This window comes from Priestia sp. 10L35, from assembly GCF_056395685.1.
The window spans coordinates 871,527-888,021 of record NZ_JBFTKA010000001.1; the positions used below are offsets into that span (position 1 = coordinate 871,527).

The window sequence follows — 16,495 nt, forward strand, 5'->3', positions numbered from 1 at the left end:
TTAAAACAGGATTTGGAAGCGTTTTCTTTATTGTAGCATGCTTAATAGGGAGATAAAAGAAAAAAGAGAGACCATCGTCTCTCTTTAATCATTTCCAAACATATAGCGTTTATGATGCCATGAGATTCCAAACATCAGACCCATTGCAAACATGTTCCCCATCAGTGAACTACCTCCATATGAAATAAAAGGAAGTGGAATTCCGGTAATAGGCAAGACTTGAATGGTCATACCGATATTTTGAAATACGTGGAACGTAAGCATTGAAATAACGCCTACACATAAGTAAGAATTGAATTCATTTTTTGTTTCAAGGCCTAGCTTGATCAAGTAATAAACGAGTACGAAGAAAAGACTAATAACAATGCTGGCGCCGATAAAGCCAAACTCTTCTCCAATAACCGCAAAAATAAAGTCGGTCTGCCCCTCTGGCAAATAGACAACTCCATTTCCGATTCCTTTACCGTTTACCATTCCTGATCCAATTGCATCTAACGATTTCTTTAAATGATAGCCCTCTCCCGAACTATATGACTCAGGATCAAGCCAAGAATAGATACGTCCAAATTGGTATTGCTTAACCCCTAGATACTTTTCTAATAGGCTAGGTGCATAAACAACAAGTCCCAAAATGACAGAACCAACCGCTGTAATACCTAAAAATGCAGGCGCGATGATTTTCCAGCTTACGCCTGAAACAAATACAAGTCCAACCGTGATTGCTAAGAACACAAGAGCGGTACCTAAGTCAGGCTGCTGCATGATTAATAATAAAGGTAAAGCAAGTACAGCACCCAGTTTACCAAGCAGTAAAAAATCTTCTCTTACTGTCCGAATACGATATTTTTCATTGTGTTTAACAATGACCGTACTCAGTGTGATAATCAAAAACACTTTCATAAACTCTGATGGCTGTAACGAAAAGCCGGGAAGTGTGAACCAACTTTTTGCCCCGTTAATTTCTCTGGCAATGCTTGACGGAGCCACTAGTAAAAGAAGCAATAAAAAGTTCCCAAATCCATAAAAAACCCACGTTAGCTTTTGAAGCTGATCGGAGTCAAAACGCATGACAAACCCTATAATCACCATTCCGATTATATAAAAAACAACTTGCTGCGCTACGAAGTTCTTATCATACTGCCCAATTTTTTCAGCACTATGGATTGCCACAACGCTTACGCAAAACAATAGGAAGATTAGGAAAGCCAAGTTCCAGTCAAATCTACTAACATTTCTTTGATTTTCACCCATATTATTCACCTGTCACTATTAAATCTCATTCTTTCTTTATGATAAAAGAAAAATGCTGGTTTTTAATGCAAAGTCGATTAATGAAGAGTCGCACTAACCCCACTTTGCAGTTTTTGCTTTGAATATAGACTTGCTAAAAGTAAGAAAAGATATGTCGCAAGCTGCGTTACCATACAGCCTTTTATTATACATGAATTATTCTATAACATAAATAGGAGAAATGATAACAATTTCTTTTTTCTAAAAACTCTATTTGTAGGGATTTATTCAATTCATCTTCTTTATCTCCTTAAAGGTTAATATGAAAACATATTATAGGAATTTATCTTTTTTTGCACGTGAAAAGATAAAGAAACGTGTATATATATAACGAAAGAAAGGGCAAATAGTTTCATATGAACGACTGAAAAATTCTAAACTGCGAGGACTAAATCTAGCAAGCTATACATATGAATAATAGTAAAGATAAGAGAAAGTGTTCTACACTATCTTTTTCTACATGCAGACATTCAACTTCTTAGCACTCCTACAAGTAAACAGTTGAGACAAGAATATAGTTATATTCGACTTTCTTGCTGATGAACGAACGTATGGAAGGTATATGGATAGATTATCGAATCAGACACATAGGATATTAGGAAAATAATAGATAGAGATTAATAGAATCATAACGTAGAGAGGTGTGTTTATGATTATAGGGGCAAGTGTGACAGCATTTTTATTATTATGGTGGACAATTTTTTATAGCGGGCGCTACTATCATTATGTTTCAGAGCCTGTTGGCAAAAGAATTTCCCTTCACGTAGGAATACATGTCACCTTAGTGGTTGGAGTGAATGCATGTCTCTGGCTTGAGCAGCCGCTGCTTTTTTCTAGCATTTTAGCAGGGTGTGCAGGACTAGGAGCCGGATGGTTTGTAGGGATTCCTTTTTCGGTAAAAAGTATTTTAAGTGGAATAATGGGGGGGATAGGAACGGGTGTTAGTTTTTATATCTCTATGAGCATGTGGATGGATCAATTTAACTGGCTATCTTTTTTATTGATAGGAACGAGCGTTATTTTTAGCGGAAGCTCGTTATTTCAAGTGTTAAAATCGATTCCGTCATTTGAAAAGGTACTGGTGAAAATGTGGATTCAACATCCTTTTCTGATAGCTCCTATTTTGATTACCGTATTTTGGCTGTATAATTTTATTGAAAAATATTTTCCGCAAGCAGATCCAACACGCAAGTAGTTTCCGTGTTGGATTTATTATTTCCTCTGATAAGACTCCCCTTTAAGTTTACCAAGTTTAACATCGTTCAATTAGTCTATAGAAGGTAAAAGTAGACATTCACCTATCTTCATTATGATGCATATTGTAACGTAGCAAGCATTATAAAGGGGGAGTGCGTATGTATCCATATCAATACGATCCACGTTTTCAAAATTTGTTTCCACCTGGAGGAGGCCAAGGGTTTCCATCGTTTCCGCCTGGAGGAGGAGGCCAAGGGTTTCCATCGTTTCCGCCTGGAGGAGGAGGCCAAGGATTTCCACCGCCGCCACCTGGAGGAGGAGGCCAAGGATTTCCACCGCCGCCACCTGGAGGAGGAGGTCAAGGATTTCCACCACCGCCACCTGGAGGAGGGGGCCAAGGGTTTCCGCCGCAGGGAGGAGCGCAGCCGCCTTCAAGTCCGCCGCCAGCTTTTACACCTGCACCAAAGCTAGGTTCAGGAGGTCCATCACTTTATGCTGTTGATCCAGGCGCTATTTCAGGGTGCTTATACCGATACACCTATATATGGCCGAGAAATGGTCGACCTTACTGGTTTTACCCAACCTTTGTAGGCAGACGCTCAGTTGCAGGATATCGCTGGACAGGATCTTTCTGGGTGTATGCTGGGGTAGATGTAAATCAAATTCGAGAATTTCAATGTGTATAAAACTCCGCTTGCGGAGTTTTTTTGTGCGAAAAGGTTGACGCAAAAAAAATGGCGTTATATAATAAATCTCGAATTAAAGATAATTTGTTTAGTAATATCTTGAACTAATGATAATAGACACTTTTTAGGAGATGACATTTATGGCAAATGTATTATATGTAAAAGTAAATCCGCAGATTGATGAAGCATCATTTTCAACTCGTTTAGCACAGGTTTTCTTGGATGAGTATAAAACAGCAAACCCGACTGATACAGTGACAACGCTTGATTTGTATAAAGAAACAGTTCCATTCATTGATGGAGATGTTTTAGCGGCATGGGGAAAAGCTGGAGCTGGTGAAGAATTATCAGCTGTTGAATTAGAAAAAGTAACGCGTATGGGTGAATTAGTAGAGCAGTTTTTACAAGCTGACAAAGTTATTTTCTCAGCTCCAATGTGGAACTTAAGCTTCCCTCCACTAATGAAAGCATATATTGATAACATTTTAATTGCAGGAAAAACGTTTAAATATACTGAAAATGGTCCAGTAGGATTAGCTTCAGATAAAAAAGTAGTATTACTAGAAGCTCGCGGAGGCGTGTATTCAGAAGGCCCTGCGGCAGAGCTAGAATTTACTCAAAGCTATTTACGTACAGTGATGGGCTTCATTGGGGTTCAAGATTTCCAATTGGTTGTTGCAGAAGGCATGGCTTACACACCAGCAGAAGCAGACAATATTCTAGCAAAAGCATCTGAAAGAGCAAAAGAAGTTGCATCAACGTTCTAATGTCAAAAGCCCTTTAAAAGGGCTTTTTTTTAGGTTTAAAATTTAATACCCCTCCTTCGGAAAATATGCAAAGGGTTACATAAAATGCAGCATAGAGAACGCACTTCTTATAAAAACGCTTATACATTTTTATTTACAAGACAAAAAAAGCATGGTTAAATAATGACCATGTTAACGTAACATCGGGATAGGGGAAGTTTTTCTGCAGAATCATTGGGGTATGCTACAAGTACAATCTAAAAAAGGGTGATTGAGATGTTTAAAAAATTATTTGGTAATAAGACAAAATCAAAAGAAACAACCGTTCTAGCTCCGCTTTCAGGTAATATCCTGCCAATCAGCGAAGTGCCAGATCCAGTGTTCGCACAGAAGATGATGGGAGACGGTTTTGCAATCGAACCTTCAGAAGGACAAGTTGTTTCACCTGTTGCTGGGGAAGTCGTTCAGCTGTTCCATACAAAACACGCGGTAGGCTTAAAAACAGAAGCCGGTACGGAAGTATTAATACATATCGGCCTTGAAACAGTGGCAATGGAAGGCGAAGGATTCGAAGCTCACGTGGCACAAGGTGACAAAGTAAGTGTAGGAACACCTCTTATCACATTTGATTTAGCGCTTATTCAAGAAAAAGCGAAAAGCATTATCACACCAATCGTTATTACAAACAGTGATGCAAGTGAAAGTTTCGAAATTTTGGCTCAAGGGACGGTTCAAAAAGGCGAAACGGCTTGTGCAAAAGTAACGATGAAGTAATTAGCAAAGCCTTTTCCTTTAAGAAAGGAGAGCGCATTTGAAGATTTTAAAAGTGTTAAATAACAACGCCGTTGTCTTTAAAGAAGGCGGAGTTGAAAAAATTGCGATGGGTCCCGGTATTGCTTTTCAAAAAGGTAAAAATGATCTTATTAATGCTGCAAAAGTGGAGAAAGTCTTTGTCATGAAAGAAGAGCAGGAGAAGTTTCAAGAACTATTAAAAAACCTTCCTGAAGAGCATATTCAAGTGGCGGAAGAAATCATTTCTTATGCTGAGCAGCAGCTTTCTGCTACATTAAGTCATCATGTGCATATTGCTTTGAGCGATCATTTATCCTTTGCTGTCGAAAGGATAGCCCGCGGAATTTCCATACAAAATAAATTGCTTAATGAAATTAAATCTCTCTATCAGCCTGAGTATGCAATAGGAGTATGGGCTCTTAAGCATATCAAAAAGAGACTAGATATCACGATGCCGATTGACGAAGCGGGATATATTGCGCTTCATATTCATACGGCGAAACTGAATTCACCGGGCATGCAGCAGCTCATGATGAATACAACGATTATTAATGAAATGGTTACGATTATAAAAAAAGAGCTGAATATGGAGGTTGATGAAAACAGCATGTCCTATCAGCGGCTGCTGACTCACTTGCGCTTTGCGTTAAACCGTTTAGCGCAAAATGAACCTTTTCATGAGATGGATGAAGAGATGCTTGACGTATTAAAAGTCAAATATAAAAAATCGTATCAGTGTGCTGAAACGATCAAGCAATTTGTCAAAGATGAGTACGAAATTAATTTTCCAGAAGCGGAGTTAGGATATATCACGCTTCACATTTGCCGAATAGAGCAAAGAATATAGAAAAAAGCATTGACGAATATTGTTGCTTTGAGTACAATGAAAGCGTATTAATTGAATAATCGGGATTGTGACTGGTAAAGCAGGCAAGACCTAGAATGCGCATGAAGGACAAGTATGTCTTTTATAAGCGTGTTTTAGGTCTTGCTTTTTTTATGACATACAACAAGGAGGAAGTAAGATGGACGTAAAAGAAATTGCTAAAAAGCTTGTTCCGCTTTTAGGAGGAAAAGAAAATATTGCTAGTACGCAGCACTGTGCTACGCGTTTGCGCCTCGTTATTCGAGATGAAAGCAAAATCGATCAAAAAGGTTTAGATGAAATAGAAGATGTAAAAGGGGCTTTTTCAAATTCAGGACAGTTTCAAATCATTTTTGGAACCGGTCTCGTTAATAAAATCCACGCTGCTTTTGTGAAAGAATTAGGTGCTGACGAGGCTGCTGCCCCAGCGGATCATCAAGAAGAAATGAAAAAGAAAATGAACCCATTTGCCCGTTTTGCCCGCATGCTTTCCAATATTTTTGTTCCGATTATTCCAGCCATTGTAGCCAGTGGTTTACTAATGGGGCTGCTCGGGATGATGAAAGCGTTCCACTGGGTCTCAGAAGATAGCGCGTTATTTGTGTTATTGGATATGTTCTCAGGCGCAGCATTTATCATTTTACCGATTTTAATCGGGTTTTCAGCTGCAAAAGAATTTGGTTCAAATCCTTATCTAGGAGCGGTTATCGGAGGGATCTTAACGCATCCGATGTTATTAAATCCGTGGACATTAGCAGATGCTAAGCCAGAATATATGGATTTGTTTGGCTTAAGTATTCCGCTGATTGGCTATCAAGGTACGGTCGTTCCGATTTTATTGGCTATCTACGTCATGAGCAAAATTGAAAAGGGACTCCGGAAAATTGTGCCGAATTCGGTTGATTTACTTGTTACGCCTTTTTTAACGGTTATTATCACAGGCTTTGTGTCACTTGTGTTTATTGGCCCTTTCGGTCGCTATATTGGAGATTTAATTTCGATCAGCCTTCAGTCTCTATACGATGTAGCCGGAGTGTTTGCAGGAATTTTGTTTGGTGGCTTGTACTCAACTATTGTATTAACAGGTTTGCAGCATAGTTTTCATGCTATTGAAGCAGGACTGCTTGCTAATCCGAAGATTGGCGTTAACTTCTTACTTCCTATTTGGGCCTGCGCGAATGTGGCGCAAGGAGGAGCAGGGCTGGCTGTTTACTTTAAGACGAAAAATGCCAAAACGAAAAAAATTGCGATTCCAGCGGCTATTTCTTCCTTCTTAGGAATTACAGAACCGATTATTTTCGGCGTCAACTTAAGACTTCGCAAGCCGTTTATTGCTGCGGCTATAGGCGGAGCAGCCGGGGGCGGCTACGTGGTACTTATGCACGTAGTAGCCAATGCCTACGGACTTACAGGTATTCCAATGATGGCCATTGCTGCGCCGCTTGGTATGAGCAATTTAATTCACTATATAATCGGCATGATTATTTCTGTAGGTGTAGCATTCGGCGTTACGTGGTTCATGAAACTAAAAGAAGACTGAGAAGCAGCAGTAAGCATACGAGAATAAATAATGGTATTAGATTTGCTCATCATATTTTATGGTGAGCAAATTTTGTGTCGTAAATATGAAACTTTTTAAAAAGTAATACGTAGAACAGTCAAAGAGATAAGTTGATGTTGTGTAACAGGAACGTAAATGCTACACTACATATATTGGATTGTACTATTATAGTCAGAAAGAGAGCTGGCACATGGAATTTTATCACGATCTTTTTCTATATGCGCCGTATTTATCTGCTTTCGTTTTATACATCCTCTGTTATTATATGCTTCGTGAAGCTAGGTTTACGGCTTTTCATGCGGAACCTGTCACCGACCATGTAAATGCAGGGATTGATCCTTCAGTATTAACAATATGGAAAAGACGAAATGTATTTATACATGTGTATAGAAAAACACCAGTTAAAGAGAAGAATAATGATGAAGAAGATCCTTTCCTTCTGAAAAACACTTCATACATTTAGTCATTATTAGGAGGAAAGAATATGAAAAGAAATAAAAAATTATTATTGCTTGGTTTAATGGGAGCGCTTCTTTTAGCTCTAGCCGGCTGTAGCAGTACAAAAACACCGGTCACGGCTACAAGCGGCGGATTCTGGGATCATTATTTTGTTTACCCTTTATCTATGGCATTAACGAAAATTGCTGAGTGGGCAGGCGGAAGCTATGGTCTGTCTATTATTATTGCGACGGTTATCATTCGTTTAGTTCTATTGCCGCTTATTTTAAAGCAGCAAAAGAGCACGATGGCTATGCAAGCACTTCGTCCAGAGATGGAAAAGATTCAAAAGAAATATGCTGGTAAAAAAGATCCTGAAACACAGCAAAAGCAGCAAAAAGAAATGATGCAGCTTTACCAAACGCATAAAATTAATCCGGTTGGCGGATGTTTGCCAATCTTTATTCAAATGCCTATTATTATCGCATTTTATAATGCCATTGCACGAACGCATGAAATTGCACAGCATTCATTCTTATGGGTAAGTTTAGGAAAGCCAGATCCTTACTTCATTTTACCGGTAGTTGCAGCGATTACGACATTCTTACAAATTCGTGTAAGTATGACAGATGAAATTCAACCTCCAATGAAAATGATGATGAACATTATGCCAATCTTCATCTTAGTAGCGGGAATTTCACTTCCATCTGCTCTTGCATTATATTGGGTAATTGGTAACTTATTCGGAATTGGACAAGGTTACTACTTGAAAAAACGTATGAGCTTATTAAAAGAAAAAGATGCGGCTAATAATACAGCACAAGCTAAAACAAAACCATCACCAAAATCTAAGTCAAAATCATAATATACAAAAAGCGCAGCTATTCGCTGCGCTTTTTTATTTTTTCAAAAATGTGATGAGATGAGGAGATTTGTGTAACGCTATAAAAAAAGACAGGAGTGAACATGGTGAAAAAAATAGCGTTATGTCTGCTTTTTCTTATGTTGTTCCCTATGCAAATAAATGCTGCCAATACAGTGAAAGTCAGTTTTATACGGCAAGGAAACCTATGGGTATATGATAACGGTACCGAAAGGCAGTTATCCTATGCCCTTCATGCCTCTATGCCTCAATGGTCATCACATGGAGATATGGTTGCTTATGCAGAAAATAATTCTTTAATGATTGCACCGTTAAAAGGAAAACCGCTACTTGTTGAACATGATGTGACTCATTATCAATGGTCACCGGTTGCTGAGGAACTTGCGTATATTTCGAATGGAATCTTAGTATATTACAACGTTAAAACGCATGAAAAGAAGCGTGTAGCCGTAGGGGTTGATCAGTTTTCATGGTTTCCAGAAGGAGATCGATTTTTAATTACGTCAGCTGCTGTGCTGGCGCCGACGGGATGGGGACCGGTAAAGCTATATACAGTGAGCAAATATGCAGGGTTAGATGTAAAAAAAGTGGAGGCTTTTACGACGCTCCCGGCAGAAAATGATTCGTTTTTTGCGTATACAACAAGCAGCTTCAAATGGTCTCCTAACGGTCAATGGATTAGTTTTATCGCTATTCCAACGGCTTCGATGTCTGCAGATGCAAATAAGCTGTGCATCATTACAAAAGAAGGGAAAGCTTTTCAAGTAGTGGGAGATATGCTTAATGTACCTAATTGGTTTAAGTGGAGTAATGAAGAGCAAGTACTGGCATTTATTAATGGAGAAGGAAGGTTTGCCACTGAAAATAAAAAGTTCACTTTAAAAGAGATGCCGGTTTTTAAAGAACATGTGTTTACTCCAAAAGGCTTCGCAGATTGGGATTTTACTTGGACAGAAAAAGATAACATCATCATTTCACGTGTGCCCGAAGCAAGGTGGTCGAATGATGAAAAAAAGAGGCCACTGCCTTTTTTGTATAGCATGGACGTAAAGACCAATAAGCAAAGTCAGTTCACATTTCCACAAAAAGGCTTAGGAGATTATGCGCCTGTTTATCATAAAGCAGCGAATCAAACGATGTGGATTCGTACAAATCGAAAACAAGCAAATCTTTTAACACGCCTAAAAGATACGAAAAATGATAAGGTGCTTATTTCAGGCTTAGACTTGCCGGGAAATTATTATGAGCTGTATCGGTGGAATGAAGTATTTAGCGTGTACCACCCTTAATAGCTAATTAAAACATAAGAAACTAAGGTGAAAAAATGAATATACGATTGTTGGTAAAAGAAGACGCTGACATATACTTTGAACTCCGGCTTCGTGCTTTAAAAGATCATCCCGAAAGTTTTATTTTAAGTTATGAAGAAGAATATGAAAAAGAAATTGCTGACATCCGAAATTATTTTCCGAGCAGCCAATCAGAATTTGTAGTAGGAGCTTTTATGGAAAAACAGCTTGTGGGGATCGTAGGGTTTCAGCAGCAAAAGCCTTTAAAAGTTCAGCATAAGGGAGATATTTGGGGGATGTACGTAGCCCCTGAAGCAAGGGGGAAAGGTCTTGGAAAGAAGCTGTTAAAAACAGCTGTTGAACAAGCTTTTTCAAAAACAAATGTTTTGCAAATCTACCTAGCCGTTGCTGCTAAAAATGAAGGAGCAAAAGCCCTATACAAAAGCCTCGGTTTTACTTCTTATGCGTATGAAAAAAGAGCTCTTCAAGTAGATGGTGAATTTATTGATGAAGAGCATATGGTATTGTGTATGAAAAGCCTTTGATCATATCAAAGGCTTTTTTGTGCGGGAAAAATTTAGCTGAAACGTATAGAGATGGAAGCACATTCCCCATAAATATGCTATGATTTAACATATAGGATTATGGAGAGGCGAGGCAGCAGATGGAAAAACTGATTGAATTAAAAAATGTTGCAAAAGTATACAAAAAACATACCGTATTAGAAAACATTCACACGACCCTTTATAAAGGAGAGACTGTGGCGATTGTTGGAAAAAACGGTGCGGGAAAAAGTACGTTTTTAAAGCTAATTGGCGGATTATCTAAACCGACTAAAGGGACAGTTCACCTTCATAAAGAAACCGGTACGCCTGGATTTGTGGTGGAACAATTTCCTCAGGAGCTGCGTTTTACGCTAGCAGGTTATTTGCAGCACATGGGACGAATTCAAGGATTGTCTAAGAAAAAGCGCAGCTCTAGAATTGAAGAGCTGCTCGAAACTTTCGAAATGGTAGAGTTTAGACATGAAGAAATCATTTCTTTTTCAAAAGGAATGAAGCAAAAAGTCAACATGATGCAAGCGCTGCTGAGTTCGTCTAAGCTGCTATTGCTTGATGAACCTCTATCAGGATTAGATGCTCGTGCTCAGCTAGAAGTAGAACGAATTTTTACAAAGCTCAAAGAACGAGGGATGACCATTGTATTTACGTGTCATGAAGAAAGGCTCATTCATGCTGTAGCTGATCGTGTTATCACCATTGGCTCACAGCGCATTTTAAAAAATGAGCGCGTTCAACTCATTGAGCATTTAACGGTTATTGAGGCAAATGTCATTCTCAATAAGCCGCTTCGCTTATTAAAAGAAAAGTGCACGAAAATTGAACAGCATGGAAACTACTGGATTTTTTATATAGATAAAAAATATGTAAACGAGTTTCTTGCAGAATTGCTTGCTGTTCAAGCTGAAGTTGTAAAGCTATATCATATGGAAAGGGAAGAAATTTAAGATGGGTGCATTGATTCGCTATCATTTTATTACATACATTAAATCGTATCGATATATTCCGCCACTTGCACTTTATATTATTTCGTTGTGTATGAACTATACATATAGACCGAACCCGGTGCTTGATAGCTTTTTTAATACGGCACTTTTCCTCTTTTTTCTAACCACTTGGTTTACGATGTCGCTGTTTCACGCGGAAGATTCCAGTCAAGAAGTTATTACAAAACTTCACGTAGGGAAAAAGAACAAGTACTTTATGAGCAAGCTTATTAGCTGTATGCTGCTGTTTACATTTTTATCAGCGGTTTCCATTGCTTATCCTGTGCTCCTTGATATGTTTGGAGTGGACATATCCACTAAGCAAATGGTGTTTGGGTTTATTATTCACTGGACGTTTAGTTTGCTTGGTATGAGCATAGGCCTTATTTTCACAAGAGATGTTGTAAGAGAAGGCAGCTTATCGTGGTTTGGACCTCTATTTATTTTAATCGTTACGCTTGCAGCGGCAGGCGTTTCATTTCCGTATCAAGGAGGGGGACTGCTGCTGTATGTTTTGCCGCCCGTATCTGCAATCATTCAATTTATTAACGAAGGATTAAATAAATTTTTGGTGTTTGGCTGGGCTTTGCTTTATGCCATAGCATTAATTAGCCTGTACTTGTGGAGAGCGAATAGAAGAGATGTATAAAGAATAAACACTTGCCGCGGCAAGTGTTTATTTATTATGAAGCACGTTATAAAGGCGATCCGGGTAATTAGTAAACATGCCGGTTACGCCCCACTCGATAAGCATTCTCATTTGCTTTTCATCATTTACGGTATAAGGATGAACGTCTAAATCATATGAGCGAGCTTTTTGTACATATGGTTTTGTCAGCGTGTTTGCGTTCGGACCGATGCCGTTCGCGTACGTTTTGATTTGTCTGAACTGCTGATCTGTTAACATATTGGTTTGCTTAGAACGAATCAGTTGAATTAGTTTCATAGTAGGTCGGTATCGATGGACGGTTTTTAAGCTTTCAGGACTAAATGATTGTACAATGACGTGATTGGTATGAATGTTGTACTTAGCCATCAGCGTCAGCAATTCCTTTTCCATACCTGGATATTCATGAGGAGATTTTGTTTCAATATAATAGTTTGTTCGATTGCCAAACGTAAGGAATATTTCTTCTAAAGTTGGAATGACGGCTTTTTTATTACCTTTTCCTGCGTTCAAACGCTGAAGCTGCTTCACTGTATACTGTTTTACATATCCTGTTCCATTTGTCGTTCGGTCAACTTTGTAGTCATGAATTGCTACAAGCTGCTGATCTTTAGACATATGAAGATCAAGTTCAATGTAATCCGCTTTTTGCTGAACGGCTGCGAGATAAGATTGCATCGTATGCTCTGGCTCATAACCTGATGCGCCTCGATGAGCAATAATGGCTACTTTTTCTGCTTGAGTAGAAGCTGCCTGCGTATGTATAAACATAAAAATACCGCATAAACAAAGAGTGAGTGAGCTTACAAACCACCATTTTCGTCTCATATCAAAACTCCTTTTTATTGAGGGGTCGTGCATTAGTTTACTAGCGAGATGTTGTGTTCATATTAAGGCTGTGTAAATATTTAAATAAAACGAACGAGTATGTAATTAAAAGTAATAAACGCCGATGTTTAGTGAGAAACATCGGCTGTTTTTTCCGGGCGGAGGCTTGTATAAATAACGAGCCTGCGCTCATGAGTTTTCTGTTTATGATCAAATGTTCCCGTACAGGTGATTAAATTAAGCTGGTGTTGAAAAGTTGGACCGAAAATCTCTCTGATAGGAGCAGAATCTCGAGGGTAAGAAGCTTTATTGGTAACAACAAAGGTCAGCTGATCCCCTTGCTGATCGGTTACAAAAATTTCATCTCCTTTTGTGAGCTTGTCGAGATGATAGAAGATAGCGGGTCCTTTTTGATCATCAACATGTCCTGCAATGACCGCATTTCCTTCCTCTCCGGGTCTTGCTCCAAGCTTAAACCAAGCTACATCATAACCATTATCAGGAACGCTCATTTCACCTTGGTTAGTAAGGCCCATTCCTTTTATAAAAGCCTTGATATGAAGTTTCGGAATAATAAGCTGAGATGGAAGAGGCGTAGAAGCATTTCCTGAAGATTTCAAGGATTGAGCTGATTTTGTTTCAGCCATCTTCACAACAAAATCCGTCGAGCTGTTTGCAATTGCTGATTGGGCAAACCAGCTGCTCATGAATAGTATAAAAGAAAAGGTGAAAACCCCTCCTATCCATTTCATTCGCTTTCGTATCCTCTGTGACGACGAACAACAAATATAGCGACCGCTCCAATTCCTAATAAAGTAAGAACTGGCACAATTGAATTATAATTATCCTGTGAAGCACCGCCCATACCTGTTTTTGGCATTTCGGAAGGCATAGCCGTATTATCTTTTAATAAAAGCGTTTCAAGACTGTCGGCTTTGTTAATAGCGAGCACTGTGTAAACCGTGTTGGCTTCTAAATTAAGGTTTGGGATGTCCAGTACTTTTTTATTGTCTTGACTAGTTGTAATGGTCAAATCATAGGTTCCGGCATCTACTTCAGAATAGTTTGTCATTTGTTTAAAAGCAGTGTCTTTAAACAAAGTAGGGCCGTGATTAATACCTACATCAACAGCAGGAGCGTCTGGAGAAAAGTGAGCAATTCGGATTTTACTCTTTCCTTTAGCTACGTTCATATCATCTTGAGCTACTTTTAATTCCAAGTGTGCAACTTGGTTAATAGCAGCAAGGGTATAGGCTTTGTTTGCTTCGACGGTTACATTAGTGGAAATGACAGGTTTTTCTTTTCCTTTTGTACCTATGGCATATACCTCTACTTTATGAGAACCTGCAGGTACCTTAAGGTAATCTGTCACATCTTTAAACGATGCGCCGACTACGATGCTTTGATTGTCCACATATATATCTACTTCAGGTGCATCAGGTGACGCATGGACAACTCGTATCATTGCCTCCTGCACAGCTGCAGAAGTGAAATTATCTGAAAAAGCTAGCAATAAAACTGCGAGTAAAGAAGCAGCAATAATCTTTACACGGTTCATAACGTTTTACTCTCCTTTTAATCTAAGTTTGTCCTGTTAGTCCCGTATGAAAAGTGGTGGGCATGCATTCACTTTTGAACGTACTCGGGCATTTATTCACTTGTTATCATCTACAATTTTATCCAATATATGCATAATTTATTTCATTAGATGAAATTTTTGTAAAAGAGCAGGTAAATAGTTTGAATTTTGTGATAATATTAAAATAAGGATTTGGTTAGTAGCTGATGTCTCTATCATAAAAGGAGGGGAAGTTATGTGCTGCAAACGAATCATGAAATAAAAAAGGTTGTTCATCGTTCGCTATCAGCTAAAATGATTGTAAAGCGCATGCTGTTTATTTTAGTGGGAGCCCTTTTAATGGCCGGCGGGCTAGAATTTTTTCTTGTCCCTAATGAGGTTATTGACGGTGGAATTGTAGGTATATCTATTATTTTATCCCACTTAACGGATGTTCAAATCGGCTTTTATATCTTCGTATTAAATCTTCCATTCTTTTTCATTGGCTATAAGCAAATTGGAAAAACATTTGCGCTATCTACGCTTTTAGGTGTTATCATTCTATCCATTGCTACCTCTATTTTTCACGACTTACCGGTCTTAACAGGTGACCCTCTTTTAGCCACTGTGTTTGGCGGAATTGTTCTCGGTGTGGGAGTAGGAATTGTTATTCGGTACGGAGGTTCGCTAGATGGCACCGAGATATTAGCTATTTTATTTAATAAGCGTACGCCTTTCTCCGTAGGTGAGACGATTATGTTTTTTAATTTATTTATTTTGGGAAGTGCCGGTTTTGTATTTGGCTGGGATCGCGCTATGTATTCTTTAATGGCTTACTTCATTGCTTTTAAAACGATTGATATTGTGATTCAAGGTTTAGATGAGTCTAAGTCAGCTTGGATTATCAGCGAACAATATGAACAAATTGGCGAAGCAATTCTTGCTCGTTTAGGGAGAGGCGTCACGTATTTAAATGGGGAAGGGGCGTATACGGGAGATGATAAAAAAGTCATTTTTTGTGTGATTACCAGGCTTGAAGAAGCAAAGCTAAAAGCGATTATCGATGAGATAGATCCATCTGCTTTTTTTGCTGTAGCAGCTATTGCTGAAGTTAGAGGAGGGAGGTTTAAGAAACGAGATATTCATTAGTGAAAGTTGTCTGCTAATGAGGCTGTCCCGTTATTACATGTAGCAGCCTTTTTAAATTTCTCTCTTTGTTTCGAGTATATGGAATGGTTTATGTCGCTTCTGCTGCGTCCTGCTTTGGGCATATCGAACTTCTCTTTTTTCTTGTATATCTTTAAAACAAACATGTAAAATGTCTAAAAGATATAAAAAGAGTACATAGTAAAAAACAGAAAGAGGGAGTGACATGAAAAAAACGTTAAAAATAGTAGGAGTCGGTCTTGCGGTTCTTGTTTCAGTAACCGTGGCTTTTTTTGTCATATGGTCAGGTTTTGATTATGAACCTTCAAAGGAGCTTCACTCACTAGTAGATGAGAAAAAAGTAGTGAAGAAAGACGATTATTACGTATTTAAGCCTCAAACGAACAAAGAGATAAAAGCCGGCTATATTATTTATCAAGGTGCTAAAGTAGAGCCGTTAGCATATGGCTATTATGCTCAGCAAATTGCAAATGAAGGATATCTTGTTGCTGTTGTAGATTCTCCGTTTAATATGAGTTTTTTTAGTCAAAATAAAGCGACGGATATTGTGAAAAGCTATCCGAAGATTTCCGCATGGTTTATCGGAGGGCATTCCCTTGGAGGAGTGAGTGCAGCCTCTTATGCGTATGATCATCAAAACTCAATAAAAGGCTTAGTTCTTTTAGCATCGTATCCGATGAATAAAAATAATTTTTCAACTTCCACTTATCCTATTTTGTCTTTAACCGGTGAGAAAGATGGTTTGTCGACGCCTGAAAAAATTAAAGAAACCAAGCATTTACTTTCAAAAAATACGGAGCTGGTCCAAGTAAAAGGAGCTAATCACGCACAGTTTGGAATGTACGGGAAACAAAAAGGCGATAACAAAGCCAGTATTTCCCCTAAAGAGCAGCAGGATGAGCTGGTAAAAAGAACGGTCAAGTGGTTAAACAGTCAAATAAAAAAGTCCGTCAGTAACTAACTGACGGACTTTTTTTCTTTT

Annotated in this window: 17 protein-coding genes; 13 read left to right on the forward strand and 4 right to left on the reverse strand. The window is 38.6% G+C overall.

Annotated features, from left to right (window positions below):
• Positions 1-84: 84 nt before the first annotated feature.
• The gene (locus tag AC1DEF_RS04435) at positions 85-1,251 is read right to left on the reverse strand and encodes an FtsW/RodA/SpoVE family cell cycle protein (protein ID WP_013084672.1); all 1,167 of its coding nucleotides are present in this window, start codon (positions 1,249-1,251) and stop codon (positions 85-87) included.
• Between the two features lie 688 nt (positions 1,252-1,939).
• Between AC1DEF_RS04435 and AC1DEF_RS04440 the strand changes: the two genes are divergently transcribed.
• The 11 genes from AC1DEF_RS04440 (at position 1,940) to AC1DEF_RS04490 (ending at position 11,942) form a co-directional block, all read left to right on the forward strand.
• Complete coding sequence (locus AC1DEF_RS04440; RefSeq protein ID WP_097824454.1) at positions 1,940-2,485, forward strand: hypothetical protein; 546 nt, start codon at positions 1,940-1,942, stop codon at positions 2,483-2,485.
• A gap of 160 nt (positions 2,486-2,645) precedes the next feature.
• Positions 2,646-3,173: a transporter gene (locus tag AC1DEF_RS04445; protein WP_477727303.1), complete on the forward strand. Its 528-nt coding sequence runs from the start codon at positions 2,646-2,648 to the stop codon at positions 3,171-3,173.
• A 140-nt stretch (positions 3,174-3,313) separates the two neighbouring features.
• Positions 3,314-3,940, forward strand: coding sequence for an FMN-dependent NADH-azoreductase (locus AC1DEF_RS04450; protein WP_097824452.1), 627 nt, complete (start codon positions 3,314-3,316; stop codon positions 3,938-3,940).
• 255 nt (positions 3,941-4,195) lie between these two features.
• Positions 4,196-4,693: a PTS sugar transporter subunit IIA gene (locus AC1DEF_RS04455; protein WP_013084668.1), complete on the forward strand. Its 498-nt coding sequence runs from the start codon at positions 4,196-4,198 to the stop codon at positions 4,691-4,693.
• Positions 4,694-4,730: 37 nt separating this feature from the next.
• A complete protein-coding gene (locus tag AC1DEF_RS04460) occupies positions 4,731-5,558 on the forward strand; it encodes a PRD domain-containing protein (RefSeq protein ID WP_097824451.1) in 828 nt (275 codons plus the stop codon).
• A 178-nt stretch (positions 5,559-5,736) separates the two neighbouring features.
• Positions 5,737-7,116 (forward strand): sucrose-specific PTS transporter subunit IIBC, encoded by a 1,380-nt coding sequence (locus AC1DEF_RS04465; RefSeq protein ID WP_097824450.1) that lies wholly within the window; start codon positions 5,737-5,739, stop codon positions 7,114-7,116.
• A 505-nt stretch (positions 7,117-7,621) separates the two neighbouring features.
• On the forward strand, positions 7,622-8,440 hold the full coding sequence (gene yidC, locus AC1DEF_RS04470) for a membrane protein insertase YidC (protein ID WP_013058701.1): 819 nt from the start codon (positions 7,622-7,624) through the stop codon (positions 8,438-8,440).
• Between the two features lie 101 nt (positions 8,441-8,541).
• Positions 8,542-9,747, forward strand: coding sequence for a TolB-like translocation protein (locus AC1DEF_RS04475; RefSeq protein WP_097824449.1), 1,206 nt, complete (start codon positions 8,542-8,544; stop codon positions 9,745-9,747).
• A gap of 35 nt (positions 9,748-9,782) precedes the next feature.
• The gene (locus AC1DEF_RS04480; RefSeq protein ID WP_097824448.1) at positions 9,783-10,292 is read left to right on the forward strand and encodes a GNAT family N-acetyltransferase; all 510 of its coding nucleotides are present in this window, start codon (positions 9,783-9,785) and stop codon (positions 10,290-10,292) included.
• 119 nt (positions 10,293-10,411) lie between these two features.
• Positions 10,412-11,254 carry an ATP-binding cassette domain-containing protein gene (locus AC1DEF_RS04485; RefSeq protein ID WP_043976644.1) on the forward strand — a complete coding sequence of 281 codons (843 nt, stop codon included), beginning with the start codon at positions 10,412-10,414 and terminating at the stop codon, positions 11,252-11,254.
• 1 nt (position 11,255) lies between these two features.
• On the forward strand, positions 11,256-11,942 hold the full coding sequence (locus AC1DEF_RS04490; RefSeq protein WP_097824447.1) for an ABC transporter permease: 687 nt from the start codon (positions 11,256-11,258) through the stop codon (positions 11,940-11,942).
• 27 nt (positions 11,943-11,969) lie between these two features.
• On the opposite strand, the gene AC1DEF_RS04495 is transcribed toward AC1DEF_RS04490, so the two are convergent.
• The 3 genes from AC1DEF_RS04495 to AC1DEF_RS04505 form a co-directional block, all read right to left on the reverse strand.
• A complete protein-coding gene (locus AC1DEF_RS04495; protein ID WP_097824446.1) occupies positions 11,970-12,788 on the reverse strand; it encodes a glycerophosphodiester phosphodiesterase family protein in 819 nt (272 codons plus the stop codon).
• A gap of 128 nt (positions 12,789-12,916) precedes the next feature.
• A complete protein-coding gene (locus AC1DEF_RS04500) occupies positions 12,917-13,495 on the reverse strand; it encodes a class F sortase (protein WP_477727304.1) in 579 nt (192 codons plus the stop codon).
• Between the two features lie 41 nt (positions 13,496-13,536).
• Positions 13,537-14,346 (reverse strand): DUF4397 domain-containing protein, encoded by an 810-nt coding sequence (locus tag AC1DEF_RS04505; RefSeq protein ID WP_043976651.1) that lies wholly within the window; start codon positions 14,344-14,346, stop codon positions 13,537-13,539.
• A gap of 258 nt (positions 14,347-14,604) precedes the next feature.
• Here AC1DEF_RS04505 and AC1DEF_RS04510 point away from each other — a divergent pair, with 258 nt between their 5' ends.
• Together AC1DEF_RS04510 and AC1DEF_RS04515 are read left to right on the forward strand one after the other, a co-directional pair.
• Positions 14,605-15,495: a YitT family protein gene (locus AC1DEF_RS04510; protein ID WP_097824444.1), complete on the forward strand. Its 891-nt coding sequence runs from the start codon at positions 14,605-14,607 to the stop codon at positions 15,493-15,495.
• Between the two features lie 223 nt (positions 15,496-15,718).
• Positions 15,719-16,474 carry an alpha/beta family hydrolase gene (locus AC1DEF_RS04515; protein WP_097824443.1) on the forward strand — a complete coding sequence of 252 codons (756 nt, stop codon included), beginning with the start codon at positions 15,719-15,721 and terminating at the stop codon, positions 16,472-16,474.
• Positions 16,475-16,495 lie beyond the last annotated feature (21 nt).